Origin of the sequence: Marinobacter sp. F4216 (assembly GCF_019931195.1) — a bacterium.
GTDB classification, from domain to species: Bacteria; Pseudomonadota; Gammaproteobacteria; order Pseudomonadales; family Oleiphilaceae; genus Marinobacter; species Marinobacter suaedae.
In genome coordinates this window covers 124123-150940 of the sequence record NZ_JAIOUO010000004.1, presented here as the reverse complement: position 1 = coordinate 150940, position 26818 = coordinate 124123, and the positions used below count along the sequence as shown (strand labels likewise).

General features: G+C 59.6%; 30 protein-coding genes. 11 read left to right on the top strand and 19 right to left on the bottom strand.

What is annotated here, in order from left to right; all coding sequences use genetic code 11:
- The first annotated feature begins 2 nt into the window (after positions 1 to 2).
- Genes ubiH through K8I84_RS10100 form a run of 3 tightly spaced genes read left to right on the top strand, consistent with a single transcriptional unit; the run spans position 3 to position 3453 of the window.
- A complete protein-coding gene (gene ubiH / locus K8I84_RS10110) occupies positions 3 to 1286 on the top strand; it encodes a 2-octaprenyl-6-methoxyphenyl hydroxylase (RefSeq protein ID WP_223794639.1) in 1284 nt (427 codons plus the stop codon).
- Complete coding sequence (locus K8I84_RS10105) at positions 1279 to 2502, top strand: UbiH/UbiF/VisC/COQ6 family ubiquinone biosynthesis hydroxylase (protein WP_223794638.1); 1224 nt, start codon at positions 1279 to 1281, stop codon at positions 2500 to 2502. Before ubiH ends, K8I84_RS10105 begins: the two co-directional genes overlap by 8 nt.
- A gap of 36 nt (positions 2503 to 2538) precedes the next feature.
- Positions 2539 to 3453, top strand: coding sequence for a DUF808 domain-containing protein (locus tag K8I84_RS10100; protein WP_223794637.1), 915 nt, complete (start codon positions 2539 to 2541; stop codon positions 3451 to 3453).
- A gap of 1 nt (position 3454) precedes the next feature.
- On the opposite strand, the gene K8I84_RS10095 is transcribed toward K8I84_RS10100, so the two are convergent.
- From K8I84_RS10095 to ubiE, 9 genes are all read right to left on the bottom strand, one after another.
- The gene (locus tag K8I84_RS10095) at positions 3455 to 4174 is read right to left on the bottom strand and encodes a 16S rRNA (uracil(1498)-N(3))-methyltransferase (RefSeq protein ID WP_223794636.1); all 720 of its coding nucleotides are present in this window, start codon (positions 4172 to 4174) and stop codon (positions 3455 to 3457) included.
- Positions 4171 to 4953, bottom strand: coding sequence for a twin-arginine translocase subunit TatC (gene tatC / locus K8I84_RS10090; protein ID WP_223794635.1), 783 nt, complete (start codon positions 4951 to 4953; stop codon positions 4171 to 4173). The genes K8I84_RS10095 and tatC overlap by 4 nt, the downstream gene beginning before the upstream one ends.
- Positions 4950 to 5417, bottom strand: coding sequence for a Sec-independent protein translocase protein TatB (gene tatB / locus K8I84_RS10085; protein ID WP_223794634.1), 468 nt, complete (start codon positions 5415 to 5417; stop codon positions 4950 to 4952). Before tatB ends, tatC begins: the two co-directional genes overlap by 4 nt.
- A gap of 11 nt (positions 5418 to 5428) precedes the next feature.
- Positions 5429 to 5662: a Sec-independent protein translocase subunit TatA gene (tatA, locus tag K8I84_RS10080; RefSeq protein ID WP_223794633.1), complete on the bottom strand. Its 234-nt coding sequence runs from the start codon at positions 5660 to 5662 to the stop codon at positions 5429 to 5431.
- Positions 5663 to 5740: 78 nt separating this feature from the next.
- Positions 5741 to 6073 carry a phosphoribosyl-ATP diphosphatase gene (locus tag K8I84_RS10075; RefSeq protein ID WP_223794632.1) on the bottom strand — a complete coding sequence of 111 codons (333 nt, stop codon included), beginning with the start codon at positions 6071 to 6073 and terminating at the stop codon, positions 5741 to 5743.
- A 12-nt stretch (positions 6074 to 6085) separates the two neighbouring features.
- Positions 6086 to 6502, bottom strand: coding sequence for a phosphoribosyl-AMP cyclohydrolase (gene hisI / locus K8I84_RS10070; RefSeq protein ID WP_223794631.1), 417 nt, complete (start codon positions 6500 to 6502; stop codon positions 6086 to 6088).
- A gap of 24 nt (positions 6503 to 6526) precedes the next feature.
- On the bottom strand, positions 6527 to 8170 hold the full coding sequence (ubiB, locus tag K8I84_RS10065; RefSeq protein ID WP_223794630.1) for a ubiquinone biosynthesis regulatory protein kinase UbiB: 1644 nt from the start codon (positions 8168 to 8170) through the stop codon (positions 6527 to 6529).
- Positions 8167 to 8808, bottom strand: a complete 642-nt coding sequence (locus K8I84_RS10060) for an SCP2 domain-containing protein (RefSeq protein ID WP_223794629.1) — start codon at positions 8806 to 8808, stop codon at positions 8167 to 8169. The genes ubiB and K8I84_RS10060 overlap by 4 nt, the downstream gene beginning before the upstream one ends.
- A complete protein-coding gene (gene ubiE / locus K8I84_RS10055) occupies positions 8808 to 9599 on the bottom strand; it encodes a bifunctional demethylmenaquinone methyltransferase/2-methoxy-6-polyprenyl-1,4-benzoquinol methylase UbiE (protein ID WP_223794628.1) in 792 nt (263 codons plus the stop codon). Before ubiE ends, K8I84_RS10060 begins: the two co-directional genes overlap by 1 nt.
- A gap of 115 nt (positions 9600 to 9714) precedes the next feature.
- On the opposite strand from ubiE, the gene K8I84_RS10050 reads away from it, so the two are divergent.
- Positions 9715 to 9993 carry a polyhydroxyalkanoic acid system family protein gene (locus K8I84_RS10050; RefSeq protein WP_223794627.1) on the top strand — a complete coding sequence of 93 codons (279 nt, stop codon included), beginning with the start codon at positions 9715 to 9717 and terminating at the stop codon, positions 9991 to 9993.
- Positions 9994 to 10014: 21 nt separating this feature from the next.
- Here the strand turns inward: K8I84_RS10050 and K8I84_RS10045 are convergent, their stop codons facing one another.
- The gene (locus K8I84_RS10045; protein WP_223794626.1) at positions 10015 to 10764 is read right to left on the bottom strand and encodes an FFLEELY motif protein; all 750 of its coding nucleotides are present in this window, start codon (positions 10762 to 10764) and stop codon (positions 10015 to 10017) included.
- A 70-nt stretch (positions 10765 to 10834) separates the two neighbouring features.
- Positions 10835 to 11758: an alpha/beta hydrolase gene (locus tag K8I84_RS10040; RefSeq protein ID WP_223794625.1), complete on the bottom strand. Its 924-nt coding sequence runs from the start codon at positions 11756 to 11758 to the stop codon at positions 10835 to 10837.
- 330 nt (positions 11759 to 12088) lie between these two features.
- Between K8I84_RS10040 and K8I84_RS10035 the strand changes: the two genes are divergently transcribed.
- Both K8I84_RS10035 and K8I84_RS10030 read left to right on the top strand, forming a co-directional pair.
- Positions 12089 to 13516 carry a WS/DGAT domain-containing protein gene (locus tag K8I84_RS10035; protein WP_223794624.1) on the top strand — a complete coding sequence of 476 codons (1428 nt, stop codon included), beginning with the start codon at positions 12089 to 12091 and terminating at the stop codon, positions 13514 to 13516.
- 169 nt (positions 13517 to 13685) lie between these two features.
- Positions 13686 to 14555 (top strand): bile acid:sodium symporter family protein, encoded by an 870-nt coding sequence (locus K8I84_RS10030; RefSeq protein WP_223794623.1) that lies wholly within the window; start codon positions 13686 to 13688, stop codon positions 14553 to 14555.
- 41 nt (positions 14556 to 14596) lie between these two features.
- Here the strand turns inward: K8I84_RS10030 and K8I84_RS10025 are convergent, their stop codons facing one another.
- The 5 genes from K8I84_RS10025 to K8I84_RS10005 all read right to left on the bottom strand — a co-directional run bounded on the left by K8I84_RS10025 (position 14597) and on the right by K8I84_RS10005 (position 20362).
- On the bottom strand, positions 14597 to 15679 hold the full coding sequence (locus K8I84_RS10025; protein ID WP_223794622.1) for a zinc-binding dehydrogenase: 1083 nt from the start codon (positions 15677 to 15679) through the stop codon (positions 14597 to 14599).
- 75 nt (positions 15680 to 15754) lie between these two features.
- Positions 15755 to 16777, bottom strand: a complete 1023-nt coding sequence (locus tag K8I84_RS10020) for an NAD-dependent epimerase/dehydratase family protein (RefSeq protein WP_223794621.1) — start codon at positions 16775 to 16777, stop codon at positions 15755 to 15757.
- 79 nt (positions 16778 to 16856) lie between these two features.
- Positions 16857 to 18482: an AMP-binding protein gene (locus K8I84_RS10015; protein WP_223794620.1), complete on the bottom strand. Its 1626-nt coding sequence runs from the start codon at positions 18480 to 18482 to the stop codon at positions 16857 to 16859.
- A 168-nt stretch (positions 18483 to 18650) separates the two neighbouring features.
- The gene (locus K8I84_RS10010) at positions 18651 to 19166 is read right to left on the bottom strand and encodes a 2,4'-dihydroxyacetophenone dioxygenase family protein (protein ID WP_223794619.1); all 516 of its coding nucleotides are present in this window, start codon (positions 19164 to 19166) and stop codon (positions 18651 to 18653) included.
- Positions 19167 to 19324: 158 nt separating this feature from the next.
- Positions 19325 to 20362: an AraC family transcriptional regulator gene (locus K8I84_RS10005; protein ID WP_223794618.1), complete on the bottom strand. Its 1038-nt coding sequence runs from the start codon at positions 20360 to 20362 to the stop codon at positions 19325 to 19327.
- A 234-nt stretch (positions 20363 to 20596) separates the two neighbouring features.
- Between K8I84_RS10005 and K8I84_RS10000 the strand changes: the two genes are divergently transcribed.
- Genes K8I84_RS10000 through K8I84_RS09990 form a run of 3 tightly spaced genes read left to right on the top strand, consistent with a single transcriptional unit; the run spans position 20597 to position 22838 of the window.
- Complete coding sequence (locus tag K8I84_RS10000) at positions 20597 to 20878, top strand: hypothetical protein (protein ID WP_223794617.1); 282 nt, start codon at positions 20597 to 20599, stop codon at positions 20876 to 20878.
- Positions 20879 to 20938: 60 nt separating this feature from the next.
- Positions 20939 to 22318: a class II fumarate hydratase gene (locus K8I84_RS09995; RefSeq protein ID WP_223794616.1), complete on the top strand. Its 1380-nt coding sequence runs from the start codon at positions 20939 to 20941 to the stop codon at positions 22316 to 22318.
- 7 nt (positions 22319 to 22325) lie between these two features.
- Positions 22326 to 22838: a CDP-archaeol synthase gene (locus K8I84_RS09990; protein WP_223794615.1), complete on the top strand. Its 513-nt coding sequence runs from the start codon at positions 22326 to 22328 to the stop codon at positions 22836 to 22838.
- 19 nt (positions 22839 to 22857) lie between these two features.
- On the opposite strand, the gene K8I84_RS09985 is transcribed toward K8I84_RS09990, so the two are convergent.
- Complete coding sequence (locus K8I84_RS09985; protein WP_223794614.1) at positions 22858 to 23832, bottom strand: metallophosphoesterase; 975 nt, start codon at positions 23830 to 23832, stop codon at positions 22858 to 22860.
- Between the two features lie 218 nt (positions 23833 to 24050).
- Between K8I84_RS09985 and msrA the strand changes: the two genes are divergently transcribed.
- Together msrA and msrB are read left to right on the top strand one after the other, a co-directional pair.
- On the top strand, positions 24051 to 24695 hold the full coding sequence (msrA, locus tag K8I84_RS09980) for a peptide-methionine (S)-S-oxide reductase MsrA (RefSeq protein ID WP_223794613.1): 645 nt from the start codon (positions 24051 to 24053) through the stop codon (positions 24693 to 24695).
- Positions 24696 to 24723: 28 nt separating this feature from the next.
- Complete coding sequence (gene msrB, locus K8I84_RS09975) at positions 24724 to 25149, top strand: peptide-methionine (R)-S-oxide reductase MsrB (protein WP_223794612.1); 426 nt, start codon at positions 24724 to 24726, stop codon at positions 25147 to 25149.
- 39 nt (positions 25150 to 25188) lie between these two features.
- Here the strand turns inward: msrB and K8I84_RS09970 are convergent, their stop codons facing one another.
- Positions 25189 to 25506, bottom strand: a complete 318-nt coding sequence (locus K8I84_RS09970; protein WP_223794611.1) for a c-type cytochrome — start codon at positions 25504 to 25506, stop codon at positions 25189 to 25191.
- 60 nt (positions 25507 to 25566) lie between these two features.
- Positions 25567 to 26793 (bottom strand): sulfite oxidase, encoded by a 1227-nt coding sequence (locus K8I84_RS09965; protein ID WP_223794610.1) that lies wholly within the window; start codon positions 26791 to 26793, stop codon positions 25567 to 25569.
- Between the last annotated feature and the right edge of the window lie 25 nt (positions 26794 to 26818).

Here is a 26818-nt window from a genome sequence, read left to right as displayed (position 1 = left end):
CTGTGGACCGTTTGGATACGGACGTAATCATTGCCGGTGGTGGCCTCGCGGGGGCAACCCTGGCCCTCGCCCTGTCTCGGGTGCTGCCGTCTCTGAAGGTGACGGTGGTGGAAGCCTTCCCGTTATCCACCGATGCCCTGCCAGAGGATTACCAGCCCAGTTACGATGCCCGTTCCACGGCACTGGCCTGGGGCTCTCGCCTGATTTTCGAGGAGCTTGGGCTGTGGGACCGCTTATCCGAACACGCTACACCGATTCGGCGGATTCATGTGTCTGACCGGGGCCGATTCGGTGCCACCCGCCTGAGCGCAGAGGATCATGGCCAGCCGGCGCTGGGCTACGTGGCTGACAACCGCTGGATGGGCTTGAGCCTGATGCGTGAATTGCAGACCACAGCTGTCCAGTGGAAAGCGCCGGCAGAAGTGCTGGGAATGACACCGCAGCCGTATGGCGTTTCCGTGGCGGTGAAAACCGGCGACAAGGTGGCTCAGATGTCGGCGCAGTGTCTGGTGGTAGCCGATGGCGGGCGTTCCGGCCTGAGGGAATCTCTGGGCTTCCAGGCACGGCACGAAGACTATGGACAGAACGCACTGATCGCCAACGTGTCCACCAGTGACAGTCACCAGTTCACCGCCTTTGAGCGATTTACCGACGCCGGCCCCATGGCGTTGTTACCCGGTGGCGCACCCGATCGTCCCGGTAATCAATCCGCGCTGGTCTGGACACTCACCGACCAGGCATTGCAAGCGCTTATTAAGCTGGATAGCGAAGGTCGATGCCAGCGGTTGCAGGATCGGTTCGGCTGGCGCCTCGGGCGATTCACCCGGATGGGCGAGCTCAGCCACTACCCCCTCAAGCTGACCACCGTGGCAGAACCCGTTCGGCCCGGCGTGGCCCTGGTGGGCAATGCAGCCCATACCCTGCACCCAGTCGCGGGACAGGGATTCAACCTGGCCCTGCGAGGCCTGATGACGCTGGTGGAACAATTCCGCTCGGCGATTCAGCAGGGGCGTTCGCTGGGCGATCTGGGCGTACTCGGCGGCTATCAGCAGGCGCACCAGCAGGACTGGCAGCAAACCGTTCGTTTTTCCGATTCGTTGATTCGTATCTTCGGGCAGGCTCCCGCTCCGCTGGCAGCTGCCCGGGATGCCGGACTTGTGGGGCTGGATCTTTTGCCGGGGGCCAAACGCTGGTTTGCCCGGCGCGCCATGGGCATAGGAGGGCGAAAACCTTTGATCAGCGGCCAGGGTGCTTTTGCGGAAGGGGAGTCTGCAGGGAATGAGTGAGACCCGGAGCCTGGATATTGTGGTGGTCGGCGGCGGGATGATCGGTTCCGCGTTGGCGCTCGGGCTGTCACGGCAGGGGTGGCAGGTAGGGATGGTGGAAACCAGCGAGCGTAAATTCCTGATCAGTCCCCCTGAGCCGGCAAGCGGCGTCGAGGGGTTTGAGCCCCGGGTGAGTGCTATTTCGGCCGCCAGCCAGAGATTACTGGAAAACCTGGGTGTTTGGTCGACGGTGCAGTCGACCCGGCATTGCGGCTACCGGCAGATGACGGTCTGGGACGGCGATGGTACCGGACGGATCAACTTTGATGCCGCGGAACTGCATGCGCCGGCCCTCGGCACGATTGTCGAAAATCGCCATGTCGTCAGTGCCCTGTTCAGGGCGCTGGAAAACAGCACGGTTGAGATAGTGGATGGCACTTCGGTGACCGCGTTTTCCCAGCAGGGAGACGTTCGTCGCCTTACCCTGGCGGATGGAAGCTGCCTTGAGTCAAAACTGGTGGTGGCGGCCGATGGCGGCAATTCCAGGCTGCGCCAATGGGCCGGGCTGCCGACCCGCGAATGGGATTACGGGCAGGAAGCCATCGTCTGCACGGTCCGGACCACCCAAAGCCATCGATTTACGGCCTGGCAGCGCTTCTCGCCGACGGGGCCGCTGGCGTTCCTGCCCCTGCTGACGGAATCCGGGGACGATCACTACTGCTCTATCGTCTGGTCCCAGGATACGGCCGAGGCCCGCCGTCTGATGGCCCTCGATGATGGCGCATTCCGTGCCGAGCTCCAGGACGCCATTGAACGGGAGTTGGGTGCCGTGGAGGATATTTCCCGGCGCTTCAGTTTTCCCCTGCGTCAACGCCATGCGAAAGACTACGTGGCTGTCGGGGTGGTGCTGGTTGGCGATGCCGCCCACACTATCCATCCGTTGGCTGGCCAGGGTGCTAATCTTGGTTACAGCGATGTCCGGGTTTTGCTGGAGGAACTGTCCGGCGCCAGAAGGGCTGGCCTGAGCCCGGACGAGGCTCTGGTTCTGGCGCGTTATCAGCGCCGCCGGAAGGCCGACAATCTGGCCATGATGACCGCTATGGAAGGCTTCAAACAATTATTTGCGCGGGATGAGCTGCCCCTGCGCTGGCTGCGAAACGCCGGGATGCGGTGGTTGGACACACTGGGTCCGATCAAACATCGGATTGCGGCTGAGGCCATGGGACTGAGTCGCTAGCACACTTAACCCCTCTGTTGTTAAGGATGTTCAACTATGGCTGCAAGCAGTCTGCTCGTACTGATCGATGACATCGCCACGGTGCTTGACGATGTCGCCCTGATGACCAAAACCGCTACCAAGAAAACCGCCGGGGTGCTGGGCGACGACCTGGCCCTTAACGCCCAGCAGGTCACGGGGGTGAAACCGGCCCGTGAGCTGCCGGTGGTATGGGCGGTGGCCAAGGGCTCCATGAAGAACAAGGCGATCCTGGTGCCGGCAGCACTGGCGATCAGTTTCTTCGTGCCCTGGTTGGTGACGCCTCTGTTGATGCTTGGTGGCGCTTTCCTGTGCTTCGAGGGCTTCGAGAAAATTGCGCACAAGTTTCTTCATCGGGAAGAGGATGCGGCCCACAAGAAGGATCTTCACGAGGCGCTGAAAAATCCCGAAGTCGACATGAGGGCTCTGGAGCAGGACAAAATCAAAGGCGCCATCCGGACGGATTTCATCCTGTCCGCCGAGATCATTGCCATTACCCTGGGTACTGTCACCGATCAGACGATCGGCATGCAGTTCGCGGTGCTGACGGTGGTGGCCATCATGATTACCGTTGGCGTTTACGGCTTGGTGGCTGGCATCGTGAAGCTGGATGATGGTGGTCTTTATTTGAGTCAGAAAGAGGGCGCATTCACCCAGGCAATAGGTCGAGGCATCCTCTGGCTGGCACCCTACATGATGAAAACCCTCTCCATCCTCGGCACCATCGCCATGTTCCTGGTAGGCGGTGGCATTCTGACCCACGGTTTGCCGCCGGTGTATGACGCCATTCACCACTTCGCCGAAGGGTTTGGTGGCCTACTGGGCGCCATTCTTCCGACCTTGGGGGATGGGCTGTTTGGTCTGATTGCCGGGGCGATTCTGGTGGCCGTGATTACCCCGCTGCAGAAACTCTGGGCAGCGCGCTCGGCCTGAACTAGAGACAGGCGTCGAACAGTCGGCTGACCAGCACCGGTACTGCGGTTTCAACGCGCAGAATTCGCCGGCCCAGATGAACAGCCTGGCAGCCGGCTTCTTCCAGTTTTCCGACTTCGTAGGGGGTGAAGCCCCCTTCGGGCCCCACGCAGAGGACAGCGGCCTCCGGCAGGTGTGTCGGGCAGGGTACTTCGGTGCCCGGGTGGGCCACGAGGGCTCGTTTGCCAGCCAGCAGGGCGGGTAATTCATCCTCCACAAAGGGTTTGAAGAGCTTGCGGATATGCACCCGCGGCATGACCGTGTCCTTGGCCTGTTCCAGCCCTAATGTGAGGTTGTCCAGAAGGCTCTGTTCGGACAGCCAGGGGGTTTGCCAGAAGCTCTTTTCCACCTTGTAGCTGTTGATCAGCCAGAGGTCTTTCACACCCAGGCTGGCGCAGGTTTGCAACACCCGTCGAAACATCTTGGGCCGGGGCATGGCGAGAACCAGGGTCAGCGGCAAGGGTGGGGGCGGCGATTGATCCAGGGTGACGGTCAGTTCGGCTTCGGTGTCCGACAGGCGGATCACTTCACCGGTGCCCATGGCGCCGTCTACCCTTCCAACCGCTATCTGGTCACCGGCTTTGACCTTGATCACCGAGTGCAGGTGAGCAAGGCGACGACCGGTCAGTTTCACCCGATCAGACGCCGTGAAATCCTCGTCAAACAGTAATGCCAGGTTCATTGACCGCTGGACTCATCCGGCTGCGGTTCGTTGACCTCGCGTTTGGCGAGCCGCCCAAAGAGAATACCGAACTCGAACAGTATCCACATGGGCACGGCCAGCAGCGTCTGGGAAATGATGTCGGGCGGGGTCAGCAGCATGCCGATGATGAAGCAGCCGACAACCACGTAGGGACGCTTGGCCGCGAGGCTTTCCGGCGTGGTGGCGCCCGTGAGAATCAACAGCACGGTGGCCACCGGTATTTCAAACGCCACCCCGAAGGCAAAGAACATTTTCAGGACGAAATTGAGATAACTGCTGATATCGGGTAGCTCCACAATTCCGTCGGGCCCGATCGCCGTGAAGAAACCGAACACCAGAGGGAACACCACGTAGTAGGCAAACGCGGCTCCGGCGTAGAACAGGATGACCGAGGTAAACAGCAACGGGAAGGCCAGCCGCTTTTCGTGGGCATAGAGACCGGGTGCCACGAAACTCCAGATCTGATAGAGGATGAACGGAATGGCGACGAATACCGACAGAACCAGTGCCAGTTTCAGCGGTGCGAAGAAGGGCGAGGTGACATCCGTGGCAATCATGGTCTGGCCGACCGGCAGCAATTCCCTCAGAGGGTCGGAGATCCACAGGTAGAGTGGGTTGGCAAACGGGTAGATCGCCGCAAAACAAATCACCACGGCGAGCGTCATTTTCAGGAGGCGGCCGCGCAACTCCAGCAGGTGCTCAACGAGTGGCATTTCCGATTGTTCAGGGGGGTGCTTGCCCTCTGGCTTGGCTGTCATGAATGCTTATCCGACGATCCTGACTTCCGGCCCGCAGAAGGTTCTTTGGCCGGCTCTGAAGGTTTGCTGGTGTCCGGGGATGGCGTCCCTTGGCTCGCGGGTGGTGCTAGCGGGTTTTCCGGTGTTTCGCCACTGGTCCGGCGGGTTGCCGGTGCTGAACTGGGGGCTTCGATCTCACTGTCCGGCAGGATCATGTGTTCGTATTGCTTGGCCTCATTCAGGGCATCGCGCACCGTTTTCTGCACATCGCCAAGACCCACATCGCCCGCCTTGCGAAGCTCTTCGCGCAGTTCATCCGCCTTCAGCTGCCGGTCCAGCTCCGATGTGAACTGGCCGACCATGCGGCGCGCAGCACCGACCCATCGTCCGGCGGCCCGTGCCGCAGTGGGCAGGCGCTCGGGACCCAGAATGAGCAGGGCAATGACCGCGCAAATGATCAGCTCGAGAAAGCCAATATCGAACATTCAGCGTGGTCTCAGCTGTGGGACTGGTCCCGTGGCTTTTCTTCCGCTTTGGCCTGCTGCTGCGGCTGGGCGCTCTCTTCGATGGCGTCCTTCTCGGAAGGTTTGCTCTCTTCGTCATTCATGGACTTCTTGAATCCACGAATGGCGCCACCGAGATCGCTTCCGATGTTGCGCAGTTTCTTGGTTCCGAACAGCAGGATAACAATGCCAAGTACGATAAGGAGTTGCCAGATACTGATACCCATCACGGGACCCTCGCTTTTTGGTTTCTGCTTTTTATTATGGCACGTTATCAGATAGATGGGCTGATAACACGCATGTAATTACTGACTTTTCCGCCCGGCCTTTTCTTCCAGTCCCGACAGGTCAAAGCGTCGGGCCAGTTCTTCGAGAATATCCTGTGGCCCGAGGCCTAGGTTGGAGAGCATGACCAGGCTGTGGAACCACAGGTCTGCAGTTTCATAAACCAGCTTCGAGGTGTCGCCGGACTGCTCGGCGTCCTTGGCGGCCAGCAGGGTTTCTGTACACTCTTCGCCCACCTTCTCAAGGATCTTGTTCAGACCCTTGGCGTGCAGGCTGGCTACATAGGAAGTGTCCGGGTTGGCAGCCTTGCGTTGCTCCAGCACCTCAGCCAGTCGTTCCAGTAGGTCACTCAACGTCTGTGCTCCTTATGATTTGCCGTAAATGGCATCGGGATCTTTGATCACCGGCTCCACGCTGATCCACTGGTCGCCTTCAAGGGTGCGATAAAAACAGCTCTTACGACCAGTGTGACAGGCGATGCCGCCTTTCTGTTCCACTTTCAGCAGGATGACGTCTTCGTCGCAGTCCAGCCGGATGTCTTTTACCAGCTGCTGGTGGCCGGAACTCTCGCCTTTGCGCCAGAGCCTGGCCCGGGAACGGGACCAGTAGATCGCCTGGCCTTCCTCTGCGGTCAGGCGCAGGGATTCGCGGTTCATCCAGGCCATCATCAGGATGTCACCGGTTTCGGCGTCCTGGGCAATGGCCGGGACCAGTCCGTCGTCGTTCCAGCGGATCGTGTCCAGCCAGTCAGTGGTGTTGACGTTATCGGGTGAATCTTTCATTTCCATGAATCCTGAGCCAATGAGTTAGCGGCTGCCACGCAGAATGACCAATCCTGCTGCCGCCAGCAGGCCCCAGCTCCAGGGCGGTGCCTGTTCTACCCAGATGCGGGCTTCGGGCAGGGCAACCAGGACTGCGGCGGCAACCAGCGCGGAGGCTGTCAACCCCCGTCGCCATCGGCGATCGGTGCGCTTTTGCTGTTCCCGGAGTAGCTCCAGTGTAGCCTGATTCTGTTGCTCGGTGGGCCCCGCCTGGCGCAGCTGAAGCAGCGCGTCGTGCACCAGTTGCGGCATTTCCGGCGATTGCTCCAGCCAGGAAGGCAGGTGGCTCTGCAGGGATTTGAAAAGGCCGGATGGACCAATGCGTTTACGCATCCAGTCTTCCAGGAAAGGCTGTGCGGTACTCCACAGGTCCAGGTCCGGATACAGCTGGCGACCCAGGCCTTCCACGTTCAGCAGGGTTTTCTGCAGCAGTACCAGCTGGGGCTGCACTTCCATGTTGAACCGGCGGGCGGTCTGGAACAGGCGCAACAGGAAATGTCCGAAGGAGATGTCCTTCAGCGGCCGTTCAAAGATGGGTTCGCACACGGTGCGGATGGCGGCTTCAAACTCGTTTACCCGGGTATCCGGCGGTACCCAGCCGGATTGAATGTGCAGTTGCGCCACCTGACGGTAATCCCGACGGAAGAAGGCCAGCAGGTTGCGGGCAAGGTAGCTCTGGTCGTCCGGTGCCAGGGTGCCCACGATGCCGAAATCGATGGCGATGTACTTGGGATCCGCCGGATTGGTGGTGTCCACGAAAATATTGCCCGGATGCATGTCGGCGTGGAAGAAGCTGTCCCGGAAGACCTGGGTAAAGAAGATTTCCACGCCTTTTTCCGCCAGTACTTTCATGTCGACACCCGCCGCCTTCAGGGCAGGCACATCGGCAATGGGAATGCCGTGGATGCGCTCCATGACCAGCACAGATTTGCGGGTGTAATCCCAGTCGATGGCCGGGATATAGATCAGTGACGAATTCTCGAAATTGCGCCGTAACTGGCTGGCGTTGGCGGCCTCGCGCTGCAGATCCAGTTCGTCGTGGATAGTGCTGTCGTAATCGGCGACCACATCGACCGGATGCAGCCGTTTGCCTTCGGACCAGTATTTTTCCAGCAGCCCTGCCATGAGGTACATGAGCGCCAGATCCTGGCGGATCACCTTTTCGATACCGGGGCGCAGAACCTTCACCACGACCCGCTGGCCGGAGGGCAGGGTGGCACCGTGCACCTGGGCGACCGAAGCCGAGGCGAGCGGGTCCGCCGTGAACTCAAGAAACAGCTCCGACACCGGCGCACCGAGGGAGGATTCGATAATCTCCCGGGCGACGTCACTGGAGAACGGCGGAACCCGGTCTTGCAAGTGTTTCAGGGAATCGGCCATGTCGTCCGGCAAAAGATCGCGCCGGGTGGAGAGAATCTGTCCGAACTTGACGAACACCGGCCCGAGCTCTTCCAGCGCCAGACGAAGACGGTCGCCACGGCTCAGTTTGGGCTTGGGGAACAGGTGCCAGGGCGCCAGAAGAAACACAATCTTGAGCGGTGCAGGAAGTTCCGCCAGGGGCAAAAACGTATCCAGCCGGTAGCGGCAGAATACCCAGGCAATTCGGAACAGGCGTTGCAGGCGGGTCACGGGTTCTCCGGTTCGTCGGTGTCGGCTCGGTTCTCGAGGTGGTTCAGTCTTGCTTCCAGGCGTTCGGTGCGCAGGTGCAACTGGTCGATGTCCCCGAAGGTGGCTTCCAGTTCACGTCGTCCGGGCAGGCTGCGGCTTTCCTCGTGCAGGTATTCTTCAATATTGGCGTTCAGTGCGCTGACGGCGTTTTGGCTCCAGCTGACGGCACTGCGAATGCGTGTGCCCAGAAAGTGAGCCGGTACATCGCCCAGATACCGGGCCATGGCCGCTTCCCAGTCCGGGTTTAGCTGGTGGATGGCGCGCTGAATCTGATGGGCCAGCCCCATGTCGCCATCGACGCCAAGCCGGCCATCGCCGAACACCTTGTCGTCACCAATGGCCAAAGCGGCGAACGCAATGGGCTTGCCGCTGATGCTCAGGGCCGGCTGCTCTGCCGGCTGGCTGCTCACACTCACGCGTTCCCCAACACGAGACAGGGAATAAGTCAGGGGCACGGGGGCGGTGACATGAATGTTCACCGGCGCTGTCAGGGCATCCAGCAGCCCCTGTCGGCCGGCCGGATCCAGCTCCAGGGTGTGGTTCAGTCCGCCCTCAATGATGGCCGTTATGGCACTGAGCAGAGTAGGGCCGGGAAACATCAGGGCTTGATTCCCACGTGCAGGGCAACGATGCCGCCGGTCATGTTGTAATACTTGCAGTTCACCAGGCCGGCGGTTTCCATCATGCCTTTCAGGGTGTCCTGGTCCGGGTGCATGCGGATGGACTCGGCCAGGTACTTGTAGCTTTCGCTGTCGCCGGCAATCATCTGGCCCATCAGCGGCAGGGCATTGAACGAGTAGGCGTCGTACACCTTGCTGAGCAGCGGGTTGCTGGGTTTGGAGAACTCCAGGATCATCAGCTTGCCGCCGGGCTTGAGCACCCGGGCCATGTCCCGCAGGGCCTGGTCCTTGTCGGTGACGTTACGCAGGCCAAAGGCGATCGACACGGCGTTGAAGGTGTTGTCCGGGAATGGCAGGTGCTCTGCGTCGGCCTGAACATACTCAATGTTGCCGGCGTAACCCCGATCGGTAAGGCGGCTGCGCCCGACCTGCAGCATGGAGGCGTTGATGTCTGCCAGTACCACCTTGCCGGTGGGGCCCACCAGGTCGGAAAATTTCATGGTCAGGTCGCCGGTGCCCCCGGCAATGTCCAGTACCTGGTGGCCCGGGCGAACGCCGGACAGTTCGATGGTAAAGCGCTTCCACAGCCGGTGGATGCCCATGGACATCAGGTCATTCATGAGATCGTACTTGCCGGCAACGCTGTGGAAGACCTCGGCAACGCGGCCCGCTTTCTGGTTCTTGGGCACATTGCTGTAGCCAAAGTGGGTGAGGTCGTTCGGTTCCTCGGAGGTCTGGGCCTGATTGCCTTGCGGTTGCTGCTCACTCATGAAAACTATCCTGTCAGATTTCCAAACCCCGTATTCTAACGGCTGAGGGGGTGGCTACAAGCTTAAACCGGCCTTACACTTACATTCCCCCTATTTTGCGAGAGAAATTCGACCTATGTCCGTTATCGATGTTCATCGTCCGCACGCCCTGGATCGGGAACACGCCCGAGAAGTGGCGGAAACCCTGGCGCAGGATTTGTCCCAGCAGTTTGACGTCAATTACCGGTGGGACGGCGATGTGATGGAGTTTAAGCGCAGTGGTGTGAAAGGGCACCTGAACATCAGCCCGTCGGACCTGCACGTGCACCTGGAACTCGGCATGCTGTTGCGACCGTTCAAGCACAAGATCGAACAGGAGATTAACTCCCAGCTCGATCAGATTATTCAGGTCTGATTCTTTACCAGGCTTCTGCTCTCACAGGTCGCCCGGTAGCGTGAACGGGTCCGGGTGACCCTGCAGGATATTCTCCATCACCCGGGTTTCCCGCCTCACCAGTCGCCGTATCAGGATTTCGACGTTGTCCATCTGCCGAAAGGCGCTGTATCCCCGATGCAGGAAACTGTGAAGGTCCTCCAGACCGGCCATCTCGGCAGGCGTCTTGCCGATTGAGAGCAGCCAGCCGAGGGTGCGATTGCGCACATAGCGTTCCAGCTGCAGGCCAACGTCTTCAACCAGGTCAATCTGGCGCTCCCTCAGTTCCGGTTGCCGGCTCAGGCGGTAGGCCTCGCAATACGCTTCTGCGGATAGGTCAGTTGCCAGCATGTCGTGGGCTGTCAGGTACTCAGTCAATTCCAGGTCCAGTTGCTGGGTGACAAGGTTGAGTTCCACCAGACCGGCGAGGGTATCGAGCTGGCGTTCCGGTAGCCATTTCACCATCTTGGGAAACACCCGGTCGATGTTGTCATCCCGCTGAGTCATGGAGGTGGGGGCGTAGAGGTCGGTCAGCAGAAATTCCAGGCCGATGTGGTAGCCCGGGTGTTCGTAGAGGTCCTGATGAGTGGCTTTCAGGCGCTGGGCCTGCCAGTCGGTGACGCGGTAGGTGTCGTCCAGCAACGGGTGTTGCTTCTTGTGCTGGCGGAAGTCGTGATAATCGATCAGCAGCCGCTGAAGACGGCGGGCGCCATCCGATGAAACCTCGGTGTCGACAAGGCGCTGACGATACATGTGCTTCTGCTCCGTTACTTCCTTCCTTTTAAACGACGCCAGTGTAACGAAGCAGGGCGCCGGAGGCACCTTATGCCTGACTGGCGGCCGGCAGGGTGTCGAAGCCGGGTATCCAGTCCTTACTGTCCAGCGTGATGAAGTGACTGGGTGCTTCGGTTTCCACAATCCTCATGGTGGTGGGACTCTTGCGGGCGCTGGCCAGCATGGCATTGCGGTCCAGGATGCGGTCTACGGCGGGGATCAGGAAGGTGCCATGACGTACATGGTTGTAGACACTGGTGTCTGTGCGTGCCATCCAGTCCATGATGTTTTCAATGTTGCGGACGATGGTCAGGTGGTCCTTGGTGGCCGAGAACAGGCTGCTGAGCAGCTGTTTCTTGCGCGGGTTCATCTTGCCGAAGAAGGTCTGGCCATAAGCCGATGAGGGTGCGCTGTTGATCAAACGAACCACCCAGGGCCACATGCCATGACTGACGGGTTCGAGCAGGGTGGTGACCAGCGCGTGCAGCTTGCCTTCCGGCAGTACCGGAGCTTCCAGCACCACCTCGACCTCATCGTAGAGTTCCGGCCACTGTTTGATCGCTTCCAGTATCACCGCGCCGCCACGGGAATGGCCGTGGATGCGAATGTTCCGGGTGGAGGGCAGGTTGGCCAGGGCCTGGTTGAGAATGGCGGCATCGTATTCGATGGTGCCTTCCAGTCGCTTGATGGGCACCGACCAGTCCGGTTTTTCCGGCGTTACGCCATTGACCGGTATATGGTAATTGCTGCAGGTCAGCAGGATCAGTTCGGTGGTGGGACCTTCGTAGGCTTGGGTGAAGTAGCAGTGGTTTTCAAGGAAGCCATGTACGCCAATGACTGTCTGTTCCGCCCGGCCGCTGTGATTGCGGACGGACACAGCCCCTTTGCCAACGCGGAAAACTTTGCCGGAAAACATTTCCGAGTAGGCGCTGTCGATCGGCTTGATCAGTTTGCGAACATGGCTCGCTTTCATAATCAGTGCTCCTGTCCAGCCTGCGAGTCGGTCTGTTATTGGTGTTGGAACCTGCTGGTGGCCCTGTTGTACTCCGAACCGGTCACACTGTTATTGACGCTGGGAACCTTACTTACGCTGCACCCCAGCCAATCGATGACTCTTTTCGGCAGTGGTTACCTTCTCACTGTAGCCTGTTTTCCGTAAAGAATTTAACGGTTATTAACGTGTAGCGTTCTGTAAGCTTGTGCATCAGCAGCTTATGGAGCCGTTGTACTATGTCTGGCGTCTGGCACAATGCAGTGTCCGTAACGCACTCGCTATCTTTCACTTGTCCGGGGAATTCCAGGTTTGAGCCACAAGCATTCGCATTTGATGCAGCCTGCCGATTCGGCCTGGTTGGCCCTGGAACGACCTGAAAATCCGATGACCATCACCGTCATGATGCGGGTAGATGGTTTGACCGCCCCCCGACTACGAGAGTTCCTCAGGGTGTACTGGATGGCCTGGGAGCGCTTCTATTATCGGCCGGTCAAGCGCTCATCGGTCTGGCACTGGGAAGCCGACCCGGTGTTTGACCTGAAACACCACCTGGATGTGGTGATCGATCGTTTTACCCGGGATCAGCTGCAAGACTGGGTTTCCGCCCGGCTCAATCAGCCGCTGACCCTGTATCGTCCCCTTTGGAAATTCTGGCTGGCCCCCAGGGCCGAGGGCGGCGCGGTTCTGCTACTGCGCATGCATCACTGTTACGCCGATGGGCTCTCCCTGCTTGGTCTCTTCAACAGCCTGTGTCCTCCCTCACCACTTCAGCACCCGGCCATTTATGGCGCGCCGGAAGTACCGGAGTTGGGGCGTTGGGCCGATGCCGCCAAAGCCTGGTTGGACCGGCTGGTGGCCGGGGAGAAAACAGTGGTATGCAGCGAACAGGTCGATGCCCGGGCAGCGGGGCAGACAAGTCAGTACCAGCAGGCCGCACGTTTGCTGGAAAGAACCGCCCAGCAGGGGCTCAAGCTGGTGCATGAAGTCAGCGAGTTCCTGGCAGAGGCGGAGGATACCCCGTCGGATCTGCGGCGCGACCTGCTTGGCCGTTGCCATTGCCGATGGTCCGAGCCCTTGCCATTGGATCACTTCCGGTCGGTGGCCAGGGCCACCAATGTCACCATTAACGATGTGTTGCTCAGTTGCGTGGCCGCTGCCGTGCGTTCCCGGCTGGGGCTGACTGAGGAAGAACTGGATGATGCCACCCTGCACGCAGCCGTGCCGGTGGATATTCGCGATCGTTTGCCGGAGGAGTTGCAGCCGGAACCCGGCATGCTGGGGAATTATTTTGGCACCGTGTTCGTGCCGCTGCCGGTGGATGGTGAAAGCGCCCTGGAGCGGCTGTTCCGGATCAAGCATGAAACCCGGCGCCTGAAAAAAAGCTGGCAACCGGGCATTGCGTGGGGGCTGGCAGCCAGCGCCTCGGTGATTCCGGAGCCCTGGCGCGACCCTGTTGCCGAGGTGTTCTACCGCAAAGCCAGCGCGGTGGTGTCCAATGTGCCTGGTACGCCGGAACCCCGTTATATCGCCGGCTGTCGGATCAGGGAACAGATGTTCTGGGTGCCACAGGCCGGCAGCATCGGCTTGGGGGTGAGTATCATCAGTTACGCCGGGCAGGTGCAGTTTGGCGTCGTGGCGGATGAGGCGGTGCTGAGTGACCCGGATGATTTCCTGGAGGACTGTCTGCGGGAGCTTGACCAGTATTCCACATTCGCTGGTTATCAAAGTAACCGCTAGCCCCGCGATTCACCAAAGACTGTAAAAATGTTTACATTTTGTTGGCGGTCTTTGCATTAGACTGACCGGCAACGCAGCATGGCCGTTCCTCGCCCTGTCCCGAAAAATTTATTAAAACCATCGGCGCTGGATGCCTGCATCAAAAACAACAATGTCCGGAGTACCCCCCGTGGAATCCAGTCCACTTATCTCGATTGGCTTGCCCGTTTCCCTGTTCATTATCATGGTCGGTATTGGTCTGACCCTGACCCTTCGGGATTTTGGCCAGGTTACCCGCAACCCGAAAAGCATTCTGGTTGGTACTGCCGCCCAGATCCTCGTGATGCCGCTGACGGCTTTTGCCATTGCCCAGGTGTTGGGGCTGGCCCCGGCTCTGGCGGTGGGGTTGGTGATTATTGCCGCCTGTCCGGGCGGGACTACCTCCAACCTGTTTGCACTGCTGGCCCGGGCCAATATCGCCCTGTCGATACTGCTGACGGTCTCGGCCAGCCTGATTACCATCCTGACCCTGCCGCTGTTCACCAACTTTGCGTTGCAGACCTACATGGGAGAGGGTGCCGACATTACCCTCCCGGCAGGTAAGACCATTGCCATGCTGGTGGTGATCGTCCTGCTGCCAGTGGCCCTCGGGATGATCATCCGCACCCGGGCACCGCAAGCGGCCCAGAAAGCCGAGAGCATTGTCAGTATCTTTGGGGGTGTGGTGTTGCTGGCTTTGATCGTGGTGATTCTCTGGGGGGCCAGGGAGCGCTTGCCGACGCTGATCTCCGAGGCTGGGCCTGCCGCTTTCCTGCTCAATCTGGCGGGCCTGATCGTGGGGCTTGGACTGAGCCGCCTTGCCGGGCTGTCCCAGCGCGAGTCCCTGGCGGTGGCCATCGAGCTGGGTATCAAGAACGGTACGATCGCGCTGATGGTGACCCTGACATTGCTGGAATCCAGCGACATGTCGGTGCCCGCCGTGATCTACAGCATCATGATGTACGGTTTCGGGGCGGTATTGATCGGTCTGGGCAGGAAGCTGGTGTCTGCGCACCAGTAGGAGTAGGCCGGCTCCCGGGGGGCGGGAGCCGGCAGGCAGGGTTATTCCGAGGGTTTGACCAGGATCTTGATGTCCTTTTCAGGCTTTCCGAGCCGTTCAAAGGCCGATTCAATGTCATCCAGCCCTACGGTATCGGAGATCAGGCTGCTGGCTTCCAGTTCGCCCTCGGCGAGATGATGCAGGGTCGCACCGAACTCTTCCGGTGTGTAGAAACTGGCAAAGCGCAGATCCAGCTCCTTCAGGATCGGGAAGGCCGGCACCATGTTGTCTGGCTCCATGCACAATCCCACAACCACCACTCTTGCACCGTAGGGCGCACCGGCACAGACGTTCTGGATCAGACCAGGAATGCCAACGCATTCGAAAATCAGTGACGGCCGCAGGTCTGCGCCGCCGAACAGGGGCGAGAATGGTCCCGCCTGGTCGGCGGAACTGGCTTTGGCCGCTTCTTGCCAGCTCTCATAGGGTGATTGTTCAGCCGGGTTGACTACCACATCGGCACCCACTTGCTTGGCCAGTTCCCGCCGCGCTGCAGAGAAGTCCGACGCCACAATCGGGCCGATGTTCTTCATCTTCAGTACGGCAATCACCGCCAGGCCAATAGGGCCGCAGCCGATAACCAGGGGAACGTGGTTCTGGGTGGGTTCGCCTCGATTCACTGCGTGCAGGGCGACCGCCATGGGCTCGGTCAGGGAGGCAATATCCGGGTCCAGGCCGTTCGGCACTTTCATGGTCAGCCGGCTGTCCAGTAGCAGGCGCTCTGAAAAACCGCCGGGCAGATTGGGCGTGCCAGAGCCAATAAACGCCATGCCCTCTTCGCGCATCAGGAACGGCAGGGACACTACCCGGTCGCCGGGTTTGAAGGAGGTCCCGGGGGCATTGCTCTCCAGAACTTCACCGACAAATTCGTGGCCCAGGGATATGGGCTGGCTGATGTCCACCAGTGGCTGGCCAATGATCTGGCGTGTGGCTTCGGCCATGTCATTGGCGTGGTGGACGCAGTGCAGGTCTGTGCCGCAGATGCCGCACACCATGGACTTGACCAGCAGTTCGTTTTCTTTCGGGGTGGGCTCCGGTACCTCCGCAACTTTTAATTTACTGTTTTCTACGACGGCTCCGCGCATGGTCGGTCTCCTGTATGTTTTCCGGTCTGGCCACACGGCTACCACGTAATCGTGCGCGCCAGTTGTTTTGTTGATTTACTGAAGTTCGCCGATTTCTCTGAGCCATGCTTCCGAGCGCTTGAGGCCTTCTTGCAGTTTTACCTTGGGCTCGAATCCCAGGTGCTTGCGGGCGTTTGTCATGGTGTAGCCTCCCTTGCGGGAGAACATCAGCATGGTATCCGGCGTCACTTCATCTTTGCGGTTGAACTTCTTGTTCACCCACCAGATGCTGGACGTCAGTTTCAAAGCCGCTGCCAGCGGAAGACTGGGTGGTGCGCCTTTGCGACCGGCCCAGGCCCAGTGGTTGGAGAAGAACTCCCGGCAGGTGATGGGCTCGTCGCCCCACAGGATAAAGATACGCCCACTGCCGGCGGGTAACCCGGCCGCCAGTACCGTGCCATCCACCAGGTCATCAATGTAGACCGGGGTATGGATGCCTTTGCCCTGATCTGGCAGGATCAGTTGCGCGGCCTTGGCCATTCTGAGAGGCTCCAGCAGCCATGGGCGCGAGCCTGGACCGTAGACATCCCCAGGGCGGATGATGGTGCAGTCGATTTCCCCGGCGGCATGAGCCGTCAGTACCGCGTGTTCGGACGCTCCCTTTGCTACGCCATAGCGGTATTGCTCGCCAATAACCACAGGCGCGGTTTCATCGGCTCCAGGCGGGTAGTCATAACCCATGGCGGCAATCGACGAGAAATGAACGAAGCGCTTGGCACCACCGCGGATGGCGACATCCAGGGCATTGCGAACACCGGCCAGGGATACCCGAGTGTAGTCGTCCCAGTCCGCTGCCAGCGAAACCATGGCGGCGGTATTGATGAACAGGTCGCAGCCCTGAGCGTGATCCTGCCAGGTGTCAGGTTCGGTCAGGTCACCGGGCACCACATTGCGGGATTCGTCCGAATGCAGGTCCATTCCCGCAACCTCGCAACCCAGCCCTTTATAGCGGTCATAGAGTTTGCGGCCAATGAAGCCGTTGGCGCCGGTGATGAAAACTTTTTTTGGTAGTTCAGGGGTTTGTCCGTCTTTGCCTTTCGGCACAGATGTTTCTGTCATAGCAGTGGATTCTTAATTTTTTAAGAAATGTTGGGGCCTCCAATGAACAGCATTGGGGCCCCGTATTTTTGTGTGAGGATCAGCGCAGGTTCCGGCGCAGGATCTTGCCAACGTTGGACTTGGGGATTTCGTCCAACACGACCACTTCCTTGGGTACCTTGTAGGCCGCCAGGTTAGCCCGGCAGTGCTCGATAATGGCGTCTTCGTCCAACTCGCCCTTACCGGACGGTGAGACGAAGAGCTTGACCCGTTCCCCGGTTTTCTCATCAGGAGCGCCAACCACGGCGGCTTCAGCGACACTGTCCATCTCGCATACCACGCCTTCCACTTCGTTCGGGTAGACGTTGAAGCCCGACACGATGAGCATGTCTTTCTTGCGATCGACGATCTCGAATTTGCCGTCCTCGTGCATCACTGCGACGTCGCCGGTGCGGAAGTATCCGTCCGGTGTGAAGACCTCAGCGGTTGCCTGTTCCCGGTTCCAATACCCCTTCATGACCTGTGGGCCCTTGGCGCAAATCTCACCGGGCTCGCCCGGAGGCAGCGGTTGGTCGTCCGGGCCGAGGATTTTCACGTCGGTGGAGGGTACCGGGTAGCCCACAGTTCCGGTGAACTCGTTGTTGCTCATCAGGTTCAGGGTCAGGATCGGAGCCGTCTCGGACAGACCAAAGCCTTCGATAATGTGGGAGCCGGTCACCGCGTGCCAGCGCTCGGAGGTGCTCGGGAAAATCTTGGAACCACCGCCGAAGGCCACCTTGTAGCGGGAAAAATCGACGTCCTTGAATTCCGGATGCATGGTCATGCCGGCAAACAGGGTGTTCACGCCGCCAATCACCGAGAAACCCACATTCTTGATGGCGCCAATGTAGGCATCCATGTCGCGCGGATTCGGAATCAGAACGGCCTTGGCCCCGATGGCCGCGTAAGCCACGTAAATCATCAGTCCGAAGATGTGGTACATCGGCAGCGATAGCACCACGCACTCCTTGCCGGGTTCGTTGGCATCCGGAACGAAGGCTTTGAACTGCAACGTGTTGGCCACCAGGTTGCGGTGGGTCAGGGTGGCGCCCTTGGAGGGGCCGGTCGTCCCGCCCGTGTACTGCAGGAAGAGAACGTCCTCGCCGTGGAGGTCAACGATATCGGGCTTTTCGCCATCGTGGCGAGCCAGTAACTCGGTCAGCGCGACGTGCTCACCCAGATTCTCCGCCACGGGCGGCGCAGGGATGTCGTGACCGGAACCATCCCCGGGGCCAACGGTGATTACGTTGCGAATCGAAGTCTTGTCGCGGATATCGGCCAGGGCCGGCGTAGACCCGGTGTATATGATGATATGTTCTGCGCCGGAGTCGTTGAGCTGGTGTTCCAGTTCCCTTGGCGTGTAAAGGGGATTCACGTTGACCTGGATAGCACCGGTTTTGAGGATCGCCAGTAACGAAATCGGGTAGGCGAACAGGTTTGGCAGCATCACCGCAACACGGTCGCCCTTGGCGATGCCGAGCTCTTTCTGCATCGCTGCGGCAAGCGTGTCTGAAACTGCATCCAGCTGCTGGTAGGTCAGCGTGAGGCCAAAGCACTCAAGTGCAATGTGATCGGGGAATTTTTCCACCGCCTGTTTGAACAGCGCCTGCACGGAACTGAATTCGTCAGGGTTGATGGTATGGGGGACATTATCTGGGTAGTGCTGGAGCCAGGGTTGTTGTTGCATTGTGCTTGTTTCTCCAATTTAGCAGCCAGTTTTGTTTTCGCCCTCTGAGTCAAGCGGGTGTCTGCCCATCGCCTGAGGGCTCCATTGTCGGTGCCATGCAATCAGAATTTGAGGGTCGCTGGCAAGTTGGTCGGAGAGGGGCGGCCGCCCCTCTCGGGCTTTTCTTGCCTAGCGGGAAATCTTATCAGCGTGATTTGCCATCGGCGTGGTGATGTACATGGATGGGTCCAGTCCGCGCTCCTGAATGCAGGCCTCAATCATGGCCATAATGGAGCTGGCGTCCAGAATACTGTGGTACTCGCCGTTCTCATCGAAGTTCACATTGGCACCTTCGATGATCATCACGGTTTCAGTAACTTCTTTGTTGTCCTCCGGGACGTTAAACGTATGGATGCTGCCGCCCGGTTCAAACAAGTAGCTTCCGGCGGTCTGCGGCTGGTCCGGATGCTCCACATAGTTCCAGCGGCCGGACAGGGTCCAGAAATGCACCGTACCGGTGTGGTAGTGGGTTGGCAGTTTTACGCCCGGGTGGAAGAACACGCGCAGTGCCCAGATGCCCTTGGTCGGATCCAGATACAGCGGCTGAACATCCAGCCCTGGCACCAGGATATCTTTGTAGACGGGGGCGTCGTTGGAGTTGATTGTCAGAAGAGTATCATTGTCCTGAACAGTCACGGGAAGCATAGGTTCGCTCCTGTTGGTGGTTGTCGTTTTGTTATTAACGTTCAGTTTCCATGTTGGCTCATGGCGACACGCTTGGTTTTAGCTTTTCACGACATTTTTCTCGTAAATTGTACCAAGGGCAAAATAAAGGCAGGGTTCTGGGCGGGGCGAGTCAGTACTCAGTGAGACGCCAGCAACTGCGCACGAATCACCTTCGGTGACTGCCCAAACCATCGCGAGCAGGCACGATTGAACGAGCTCTGCTGACCGTAACCCAGCAGGCCTGCAACCTGGTTCATGCTCATACTCCGTTCCCGCAGGTAGTCTTCGGCCAGCTCCCTGCGAACATCGTCCACCAGTTCTTCGAATACGATGTCTTCCTTCTTGAGCCGGCGTTGCAGCGTGCGTTCGCTGACCGCCAGGTGGCGAGCAATCAGGGTGATGGTGCAGCGCCGTTCCAGAGGCAGAAGCGAGATGACCAGGGATCGGACGTTCTCCCGGAGCGTGGATCGTTGCTGGGCCAGCTTCTGCCGGACAAACTCCTCCATGGCGTTGAGCAGTGCTGGGTCGCTCTGCCGGATGGGGCGGGTGAGATCGATATTGGCGATGGCAATGGCATTGACCGGTTCCCCGAAGCTGACCGGACCGGCGAAAATGGTCCGGTAGCGGGCCGTGGGGCTGATGAGTTTATGGCGAAAGCGCACGTGGCGAGGGACGAAATCCCTCCCGATCAGGACCCTGAGCACCTGGATCGCCAGCACCAGGCTCATCTCGACGGTCTGTGCCCGTTGCTGCCCCTCGGTCAGCGCAATATCGAACTGCAGACTACGCGCCTTGGTCTCTTCCTGGGGCTGTAAGCGCAGGAGGACGGCCGGACTGTGGTAACCGATGTACTGGATAACATGGTTCAGGGCTTCTTCGACTGTGGACGAGTTCTGGGCAATCACGGCGATGGGGCCAAGTACGGTCATGCCCTGTTTGAGACCGACCCTCAGACCAAAGTCCGGGCAGCCAAACTCCTCGGCCGCCTGCTCCATCATCTGGATCAGGTTGAGGTAGGGCATCATTTGTTTGGGGTCGTCGATCATCTCTTCGCGCAGATGAAAACCGGCAAGGAAAGGTTCCGGGTCGGCGCCCAGCTCGCGGATAACGTCCGGCACGGCCGTCATGGCACGGACTCGTATCAGCGGTGCATCGGTCATGACTTCCTCGCTCATAAACAACCATCGGTAGGGCTAGAGGATGGCAGTGTGCAGGTTAACGGCAACCGTTCGTGACTGCACGTCTTCGTTTATTCATTGTCTACATTGCATGATCGGATTCAATACGCGGCGGGAGGAGGCTTTATGTTCGGAAAAAACGAGATCTTCCGTATGGTTGGCAAGTGCATGCCGGCCGGCAGCGGCTACACTTAACCCGTAACACGACAAAAGCAAAAGGGGAGAGTGACCATGAGTGGCCAGGATACCAGACTGACCAATCACGAGGTGACCATCTGTCTGGCCGGTGGGGCTGTCTTGGGGCCGTTTAACGCGACCTGGACCCGCAATGAGGGCGGCGACGTCCGGGAACTTGTGCGCGAATACGACGCCTACCTTCAAGGGGAAAAACAGCATCGTTTCAAGTTTCATCTGCACGACACCTACACCAACACGGTACACACGCTGATCCTGGAGTTCGGCAACGTAACCGGCATTTGCGATCATGTCCGACTGAATTCACACACCGACTGACGCTGACGATCATGATTTTCGAGGGACAAACAGGGAGCGACAGTCAGGAGTACAGGAATCATGAGCCAATTTCGGATAGAAACCGATAGCCTGGGTGATGTTCAGGTGCCCGTGGACGCACTCTGGGGTGCGCAGACCCAGCGTGCCGTCGAGAACTTCCCGGTCAGCGGCCTGGCCATGCCGGCAGGCTTCATCGCGGCCGTGGCGCATATCAAATGGGCGGCGGCCGAAGCCAACGCCAGTTTGGGGCTGCTGGAAAACGAGCAGCGGGATGCCATTGTGTCCGCCTGCCAGACGCTGATCGAGGGGGAGTACGCGGACCAGTTCCCGGTGGACCGGTACCAGACGGGGTCCGGTACCAGCACCAATATGAACGTGAACGAGGTGGTGGCGGCCATCATCCGTCAGCAGCAGGGGATGAACATCCATCCCAACGATCACGTCAACATGAGCCAGAGCTCGAACGATGTCATCCCGACCGCCATCCACATCAGCGCTGCCACGGCGGTACAAGAGCGTCTGATTCCGGCCCTGACCCATTTATGTGGGGCCATTTACGGACAGGAATCCCGGTTAGCGGAGCAGGTAAAAACCGGTCGCACCCACCTGATGGATGCCATGCCGGTGACGCTCGGGCAGGAGCTGCGCACCTGGCGCGAACAGATCTTGGCGTGCAAGGCACGGCTTGAAACGGCAATGGACGAGTTGCTGGCGGTGCCCCAGGGCGGGACAGCGGTGGGGACGGGCGTCAATGCCGGCCCCGAATTTGCCGGGCAGTTCATCCGTTTCCTGAAAGCCAACACCGGTTATTCCTTCCGCGAGCTGGAGCACAAGTTTGTTGGCCAGAGTGCGGTGGACGCGCCCGTGGCCCTGTCGGGCCAGTTGCGAGGCGTGGCCATCGTGCTGACCAAAATCGCCAATGATCTCCGCTGGATGAACAGCGGGCCGATCCACGGTCTGGCGGAAATCAGCCTGCCTGCGCTGCAACCGGGTAGCAGCATCATGCCGGGCAAAGTGAACCCGGTGATCCCGGAATCGGTCGCCATGGCGGCGGCACAGGTCATGGGGCTGGACAGTACGGTAGCCATTGCCGGTCAGTCCGGGAATTTCCAGCTCAATGTCATGCTGCCTCTGGTTGCGGCCAACTTGCTGGACATGATTGCTCTGCTCAGTAACGCCTCCAACTTACTGGCTGATAAGGCCATCCACGGGTTCACCGTCAATGCGAAAAATCTCAACGAAGGCGTTGGCCGGAATCCGGTGCTGGTGACCGCGCTTAACCCGGAAATCGGCTACAGTCTGGCGGCTGATATTGCCAAGGAAGCCTACGCCTCTGGCCGGCCAGTAATCGATGTGGCCGAAGAACGCAGCGGCCTGAGCCGGGAGCGGCTCGAACAATTGATGGACCCGTTGAAGCTGACCCACCAGGAGGTTACCTGAGGCGCTGATGGACCAGGCTGATGGAGAGCTTTCCCTGTTGAAAATACTGCTGGAATTGTTCGTGATGCTGGTGCTGGCAAACGGAGCACCGGTTGTTGCCGCACGCCTGTTCAGGCGTAAATGGGCGGCGCCGGTGGACGGTGGTCGGCTCTGGTCTGATAGCCGCCGGGTTCTGGGTAAGAGCAAGACGTGGCGTGGCCTGGCCGCTGGCTCCCTCAGTTGCGCCCTGTTCTCGTGGGCCGTGGGTCTGGGGTTTATGTTCGGCCTGTTATTCGGCGCGCTTGGACTGCTGGGGGATCTGCTGAGCAGCTTTACCAAGCGGCGAATGGGGCTCGATTCAAGCGCCCGGGCGGTTGGGCTGGATCAGGTGCCGGAGTGCCTGTTGCCCATGATATTGGCGGTATTTTGGGGGCTGGCCACCTGGTGGGGGCTGGTGGTTCTGGTGCTCATCTTCACCGTGGCGAACATCCTGTTTTCACCCCTGCTTTACCAGCTGGGGATTCGGCGCCATCCCCACTGACCGGCTTGATTGCGTCGGGCTAACGGGGGCCTCGCGTCAGGGTGTGAAGGGTAATTTCCGGAGGGCAGTTGAGCCGTACATTGACCACCGATGTACCGGCCCCCGGCGAGGTATACCCCAGCATGCCATTTACCCGCCAGAGCCCCCGGCCAAGACGGCGTGGAATGTCGGAATCCAGGGTGACGGGAATACCACCGGGCAGGCAGATCTGACCACCATGGGTATGCCCGCACAGGAAGATGTCGTGGCCCGCATGGGCGGCCTCGCGCCAGATTTCCGGGGTATGGCTGAGCAGAATGCTGGTGCCTTCCGGGGGGATCTTGTCGCCGGCCTGCTGCAGGTTATGCACCTTGTAATAGTGGGCATCATCCACGCCCGCCAGGTAGATTTGGTGGCCGCTGCGTTCAAGGGGAACCATTTCGTTCATCAACAGGGTATAGCCCATGTCCTCCAGACCGGGCAGCATGCGTACGCTGTCGTGGTTGCCAAGTACCGCATAGGCATCCCCCTTTATGGCACCCCGCAGTTTGGCCATTCCGGCCAGGGCATCGTCGACCGGGCCCCAGGTCTGCCGACGGTAGTCGCCGGTCAGCACACACAGGTCGTACTCCAGCGGGGTAATTTTGTCGATGACCGCCTGGAGGTTGGCTTCGTCCATGTCCACGTGCAGATCGGTCAGGTGGAGAATACGATATCCCTCGAACGCCTCTGGCAGTGCTGGCAGGGAGAATCCGTTATGCACCGTTTGCAGTTGTCGGCTGTTATTCTGGCCGCGCTGGTGCAGCCCGACCAGCTTAAGGCAGAAACGTATAAACCCCGGTGCGTTGGTGATATTTTCCAGATGGAATGACCAGCGTTCCCGGTCAAAGATGCGTGACTCCGCTTCCTGCTCGATGCCCAGCCGCTGGCGGGCGTGAACAGGGCCAAGTCGCAAACTCAGGCGATAACTCAGGAGTTCGTCATGATTCTTGGGAGTGGGAGCCCGTGCCGTCATACTTCTTTCCTTGATATGCCGTGCGGGACTGCGTGACTGCGTTGCAGCAAACCCTTTATGTCATTATGGTTGCCATCCCGCGGTAATCAACCGGCGGTTCCATTTGTTCATGTTTGTACCGTCATCGTGAGCCGCAGTCAGACTCGCAGCGTACTAGCGACATTCCCGGGTGTTTTATGCCCCCGGCTTAATACATTCCGATCATTGAGGATTTCAACGTGACATCATGCGATATTCCGGGCCTCAAGGTGCCCCGCAGCCGTTTCCCGGATCCGGAACAGGATCTTCCACAGCAAGGCAGTGAAGCGAGGCTGGTGCTGGCGGGTGGCTGTTTCTGGTGTGTTGAAGCGGTATATCTCGCTATCAATGGTGTGACCCGTGTCGAATCCGGGTATGCGGGAGGCAGTGCCGAGACCGCGAATTACCAGGCGGTAGGTTCTGGTACCAGTGGCCACGCGGAGGTGGTTGACGTTCACTACGATCCGTCCAAAGTCAGTTTTGGCGAGTTGCTAAAAGTATTTTTCTCGGTTGCACACGACCCCACCCAGCTCAACCGTCAGGGCAACGACCGGGGCACCCAGTACCGTTCTGCGGTGTTTTACGAGACCGATGAGCAGAAACAGGTTACCGAGGCGTACATTCGGCAGCTCGATGCGGCCGGGGTCTATCCGGAGCCTATTGTTACCCGCCTGGAACCGCTGGACGCCTTCTATCCGGCGGAGGAGTACCACCAGAATTTTGCTGCCCGTAATCCTTACCAGCCCTACGTGATGGCCGCTGCGGCGCCGAAGGTTGAGAAGCTGGTAGCTAACTACCCTGATCGGCTGAAACCGGAATACGTGCAGTCTGATAATGACCAATGAGACGAACACACAGCCTGAGGAGGTAACCATGGCCGTGTCTGCAGCAGGTTTCGACCTGACGCCGCTGACAGCGGACGAGATTGAGAAGAAAGCCGCCGATCTGACTCCCGAGGAGCGGGAAGTTCTGCTGGATCACGGTACCGAGCATCCGTTCTGTGGAACGCTGCTGGACAACAAGAAAGAGGGGGCCTACCACTGCCGCCTGTGCGATTTGCCGTTGTTCAGCTCCGATTCCAAGTTTGATTCCGGTACTGGCTGGCCGAGTTTCTTTCAGCCCTACGACCCGGAACACATCCGGTACCTGGAAGACACCAGCCTGGGACGCGTGCGCACGGAAATTCGCTGTGTGCGTTGCGACAGTCACCTGGGCCACGTGTTCCCGGATGGCCCGCCCCCGACCGGCAAACGCTACTGCCTGAATTCCATTGCCATGGTGTTCAACGAAAAGGCCTGAAGGCCGGAAGGAAAGAACGGGGCGCAGGCCCCGTTTTTTTTATTCGCCGCCGGTGACCGTGGCCACATAGCGGGCGACGGCTTCGATTTGTTCCGCCGACAGTGACTCACCGAAGGCGGGCATCACTCCGACGCCACTGCGAACTGCGTTTTGCACCTGTTCCATAGACGGCGCAAGGTCATCCAGATTGGGGCCAATGGTGCCCGCCGACCCCGCATCCGACAGCGTGTGGCAAACGGTGCAGGAAGGCTTGGCTTCCTGGGTGAAGATCTTTTTTCCCTGTTCAAGCTGCTCGTCGGCAACTCCATTCATGGTCACAAGGGCGCCGATAAGCAGCCCGACTGCGTGTTTGATCATGAAGAGATATCCCTGATTGGTTGGGTAAGAGCGGACCGGCAGGACGCCGGCCCGGTATGGTTAACTGACGACAAGGGTAACCCCGTGGTCACTCCAGCCATTGTGGCCATAGCCGCGCTCATTATCGGTGCGGCCTTCGGGCTGGCTGTTGCCCTCGACGTCCGTGGCCTTGCTGACAATCCGGTACTCACCGGGTGACAGGTCCGCCGCCAGTACAAATGGCCGCCACGCGAAGGGGCCAAGATCCGGCCCCAGGAACCTTGCCTGCTGCCAGTTCTCGCCGCCGTCCAGTGACACCTCCACCTTGTCGAGGTCCACCGTGCCACCCAGCGCCACACCGTAAATCATGGTGCGTCCCTTGCCGGCGCTTTCCAGCGGGGAGGTGACCCAGGACTTCACGTTCATTTCCCACATGGAGGGCTGGTCCGGGGAGCCTTTGACGCCCACATCCCGCACCCGGTAACTGGAGGCCTGAATCTTCACGTTGGTCTGCGCCTCGGTGAGGGCCACCTTTTTCACGTATTTGACGTTGTTCACGCCGTAGAACCCGGGGATGACCATGCGTAGCGGGCCTCCGTGGGTCAGGGGCAGGTCTTCGTCGTTCATGCCCCAGGCCAGCAGAGCCTGTTCCATGGCGCGCATGGGAACGGACCGCTCGACCGTGGCCTGCATTGGATCCAGGCCTTCGGGCAGTTCCTCACCTCCGGTGCTGGTGATGTATCCGGCCCCGTCGGCCGGGCCACCCATGGCTTCCACCACATCTTTCAGTGGCACGCCGGTCCAGGCGATACAGCCAGCGGCACCGACGGACCACTGGGTCCCTCCGGCACCGTGGGGAAAGAAGGCCCGGCCATTGCCGGAGCATTGCAGCACCGAGGCAACGGTTGTCACGCCGAGTTTTTTCAGTTCGCCAATGGTGATGGAGCCCGGGTTTTTCACACCTTCAACCTGGATTTCCCAGGCATCCCGGTCGGCGACAATGGCCTCGGGTGGGGTGGGCAGGTTGTTGCGGATGAACAGTCGGTCGCTCGGGGTAATCACTCCCTGACCAATGGCGTCCCGCTGGGTTTCCATGGTGTTGGCGCTGTGGACGATCAGCGCATTGCGTTCTTTCCAGGCCGCGTAATCAGGCAGTGATTTTGGCTCTTCAGCGCGGGCCAGCGGTGTGAACCCCAGAAGGGTTACGGCTGCCATAGCGCTGGCACTGCCAAGCAGGATCTGGCGGCGGCCGGGGTTTTCCAGCCCGGGTGTTGCCGGGGCTTGTCGGGGCATGATGTCCCTGTTCATGTTCCGTCTCCTTGGGCCTTTTTTT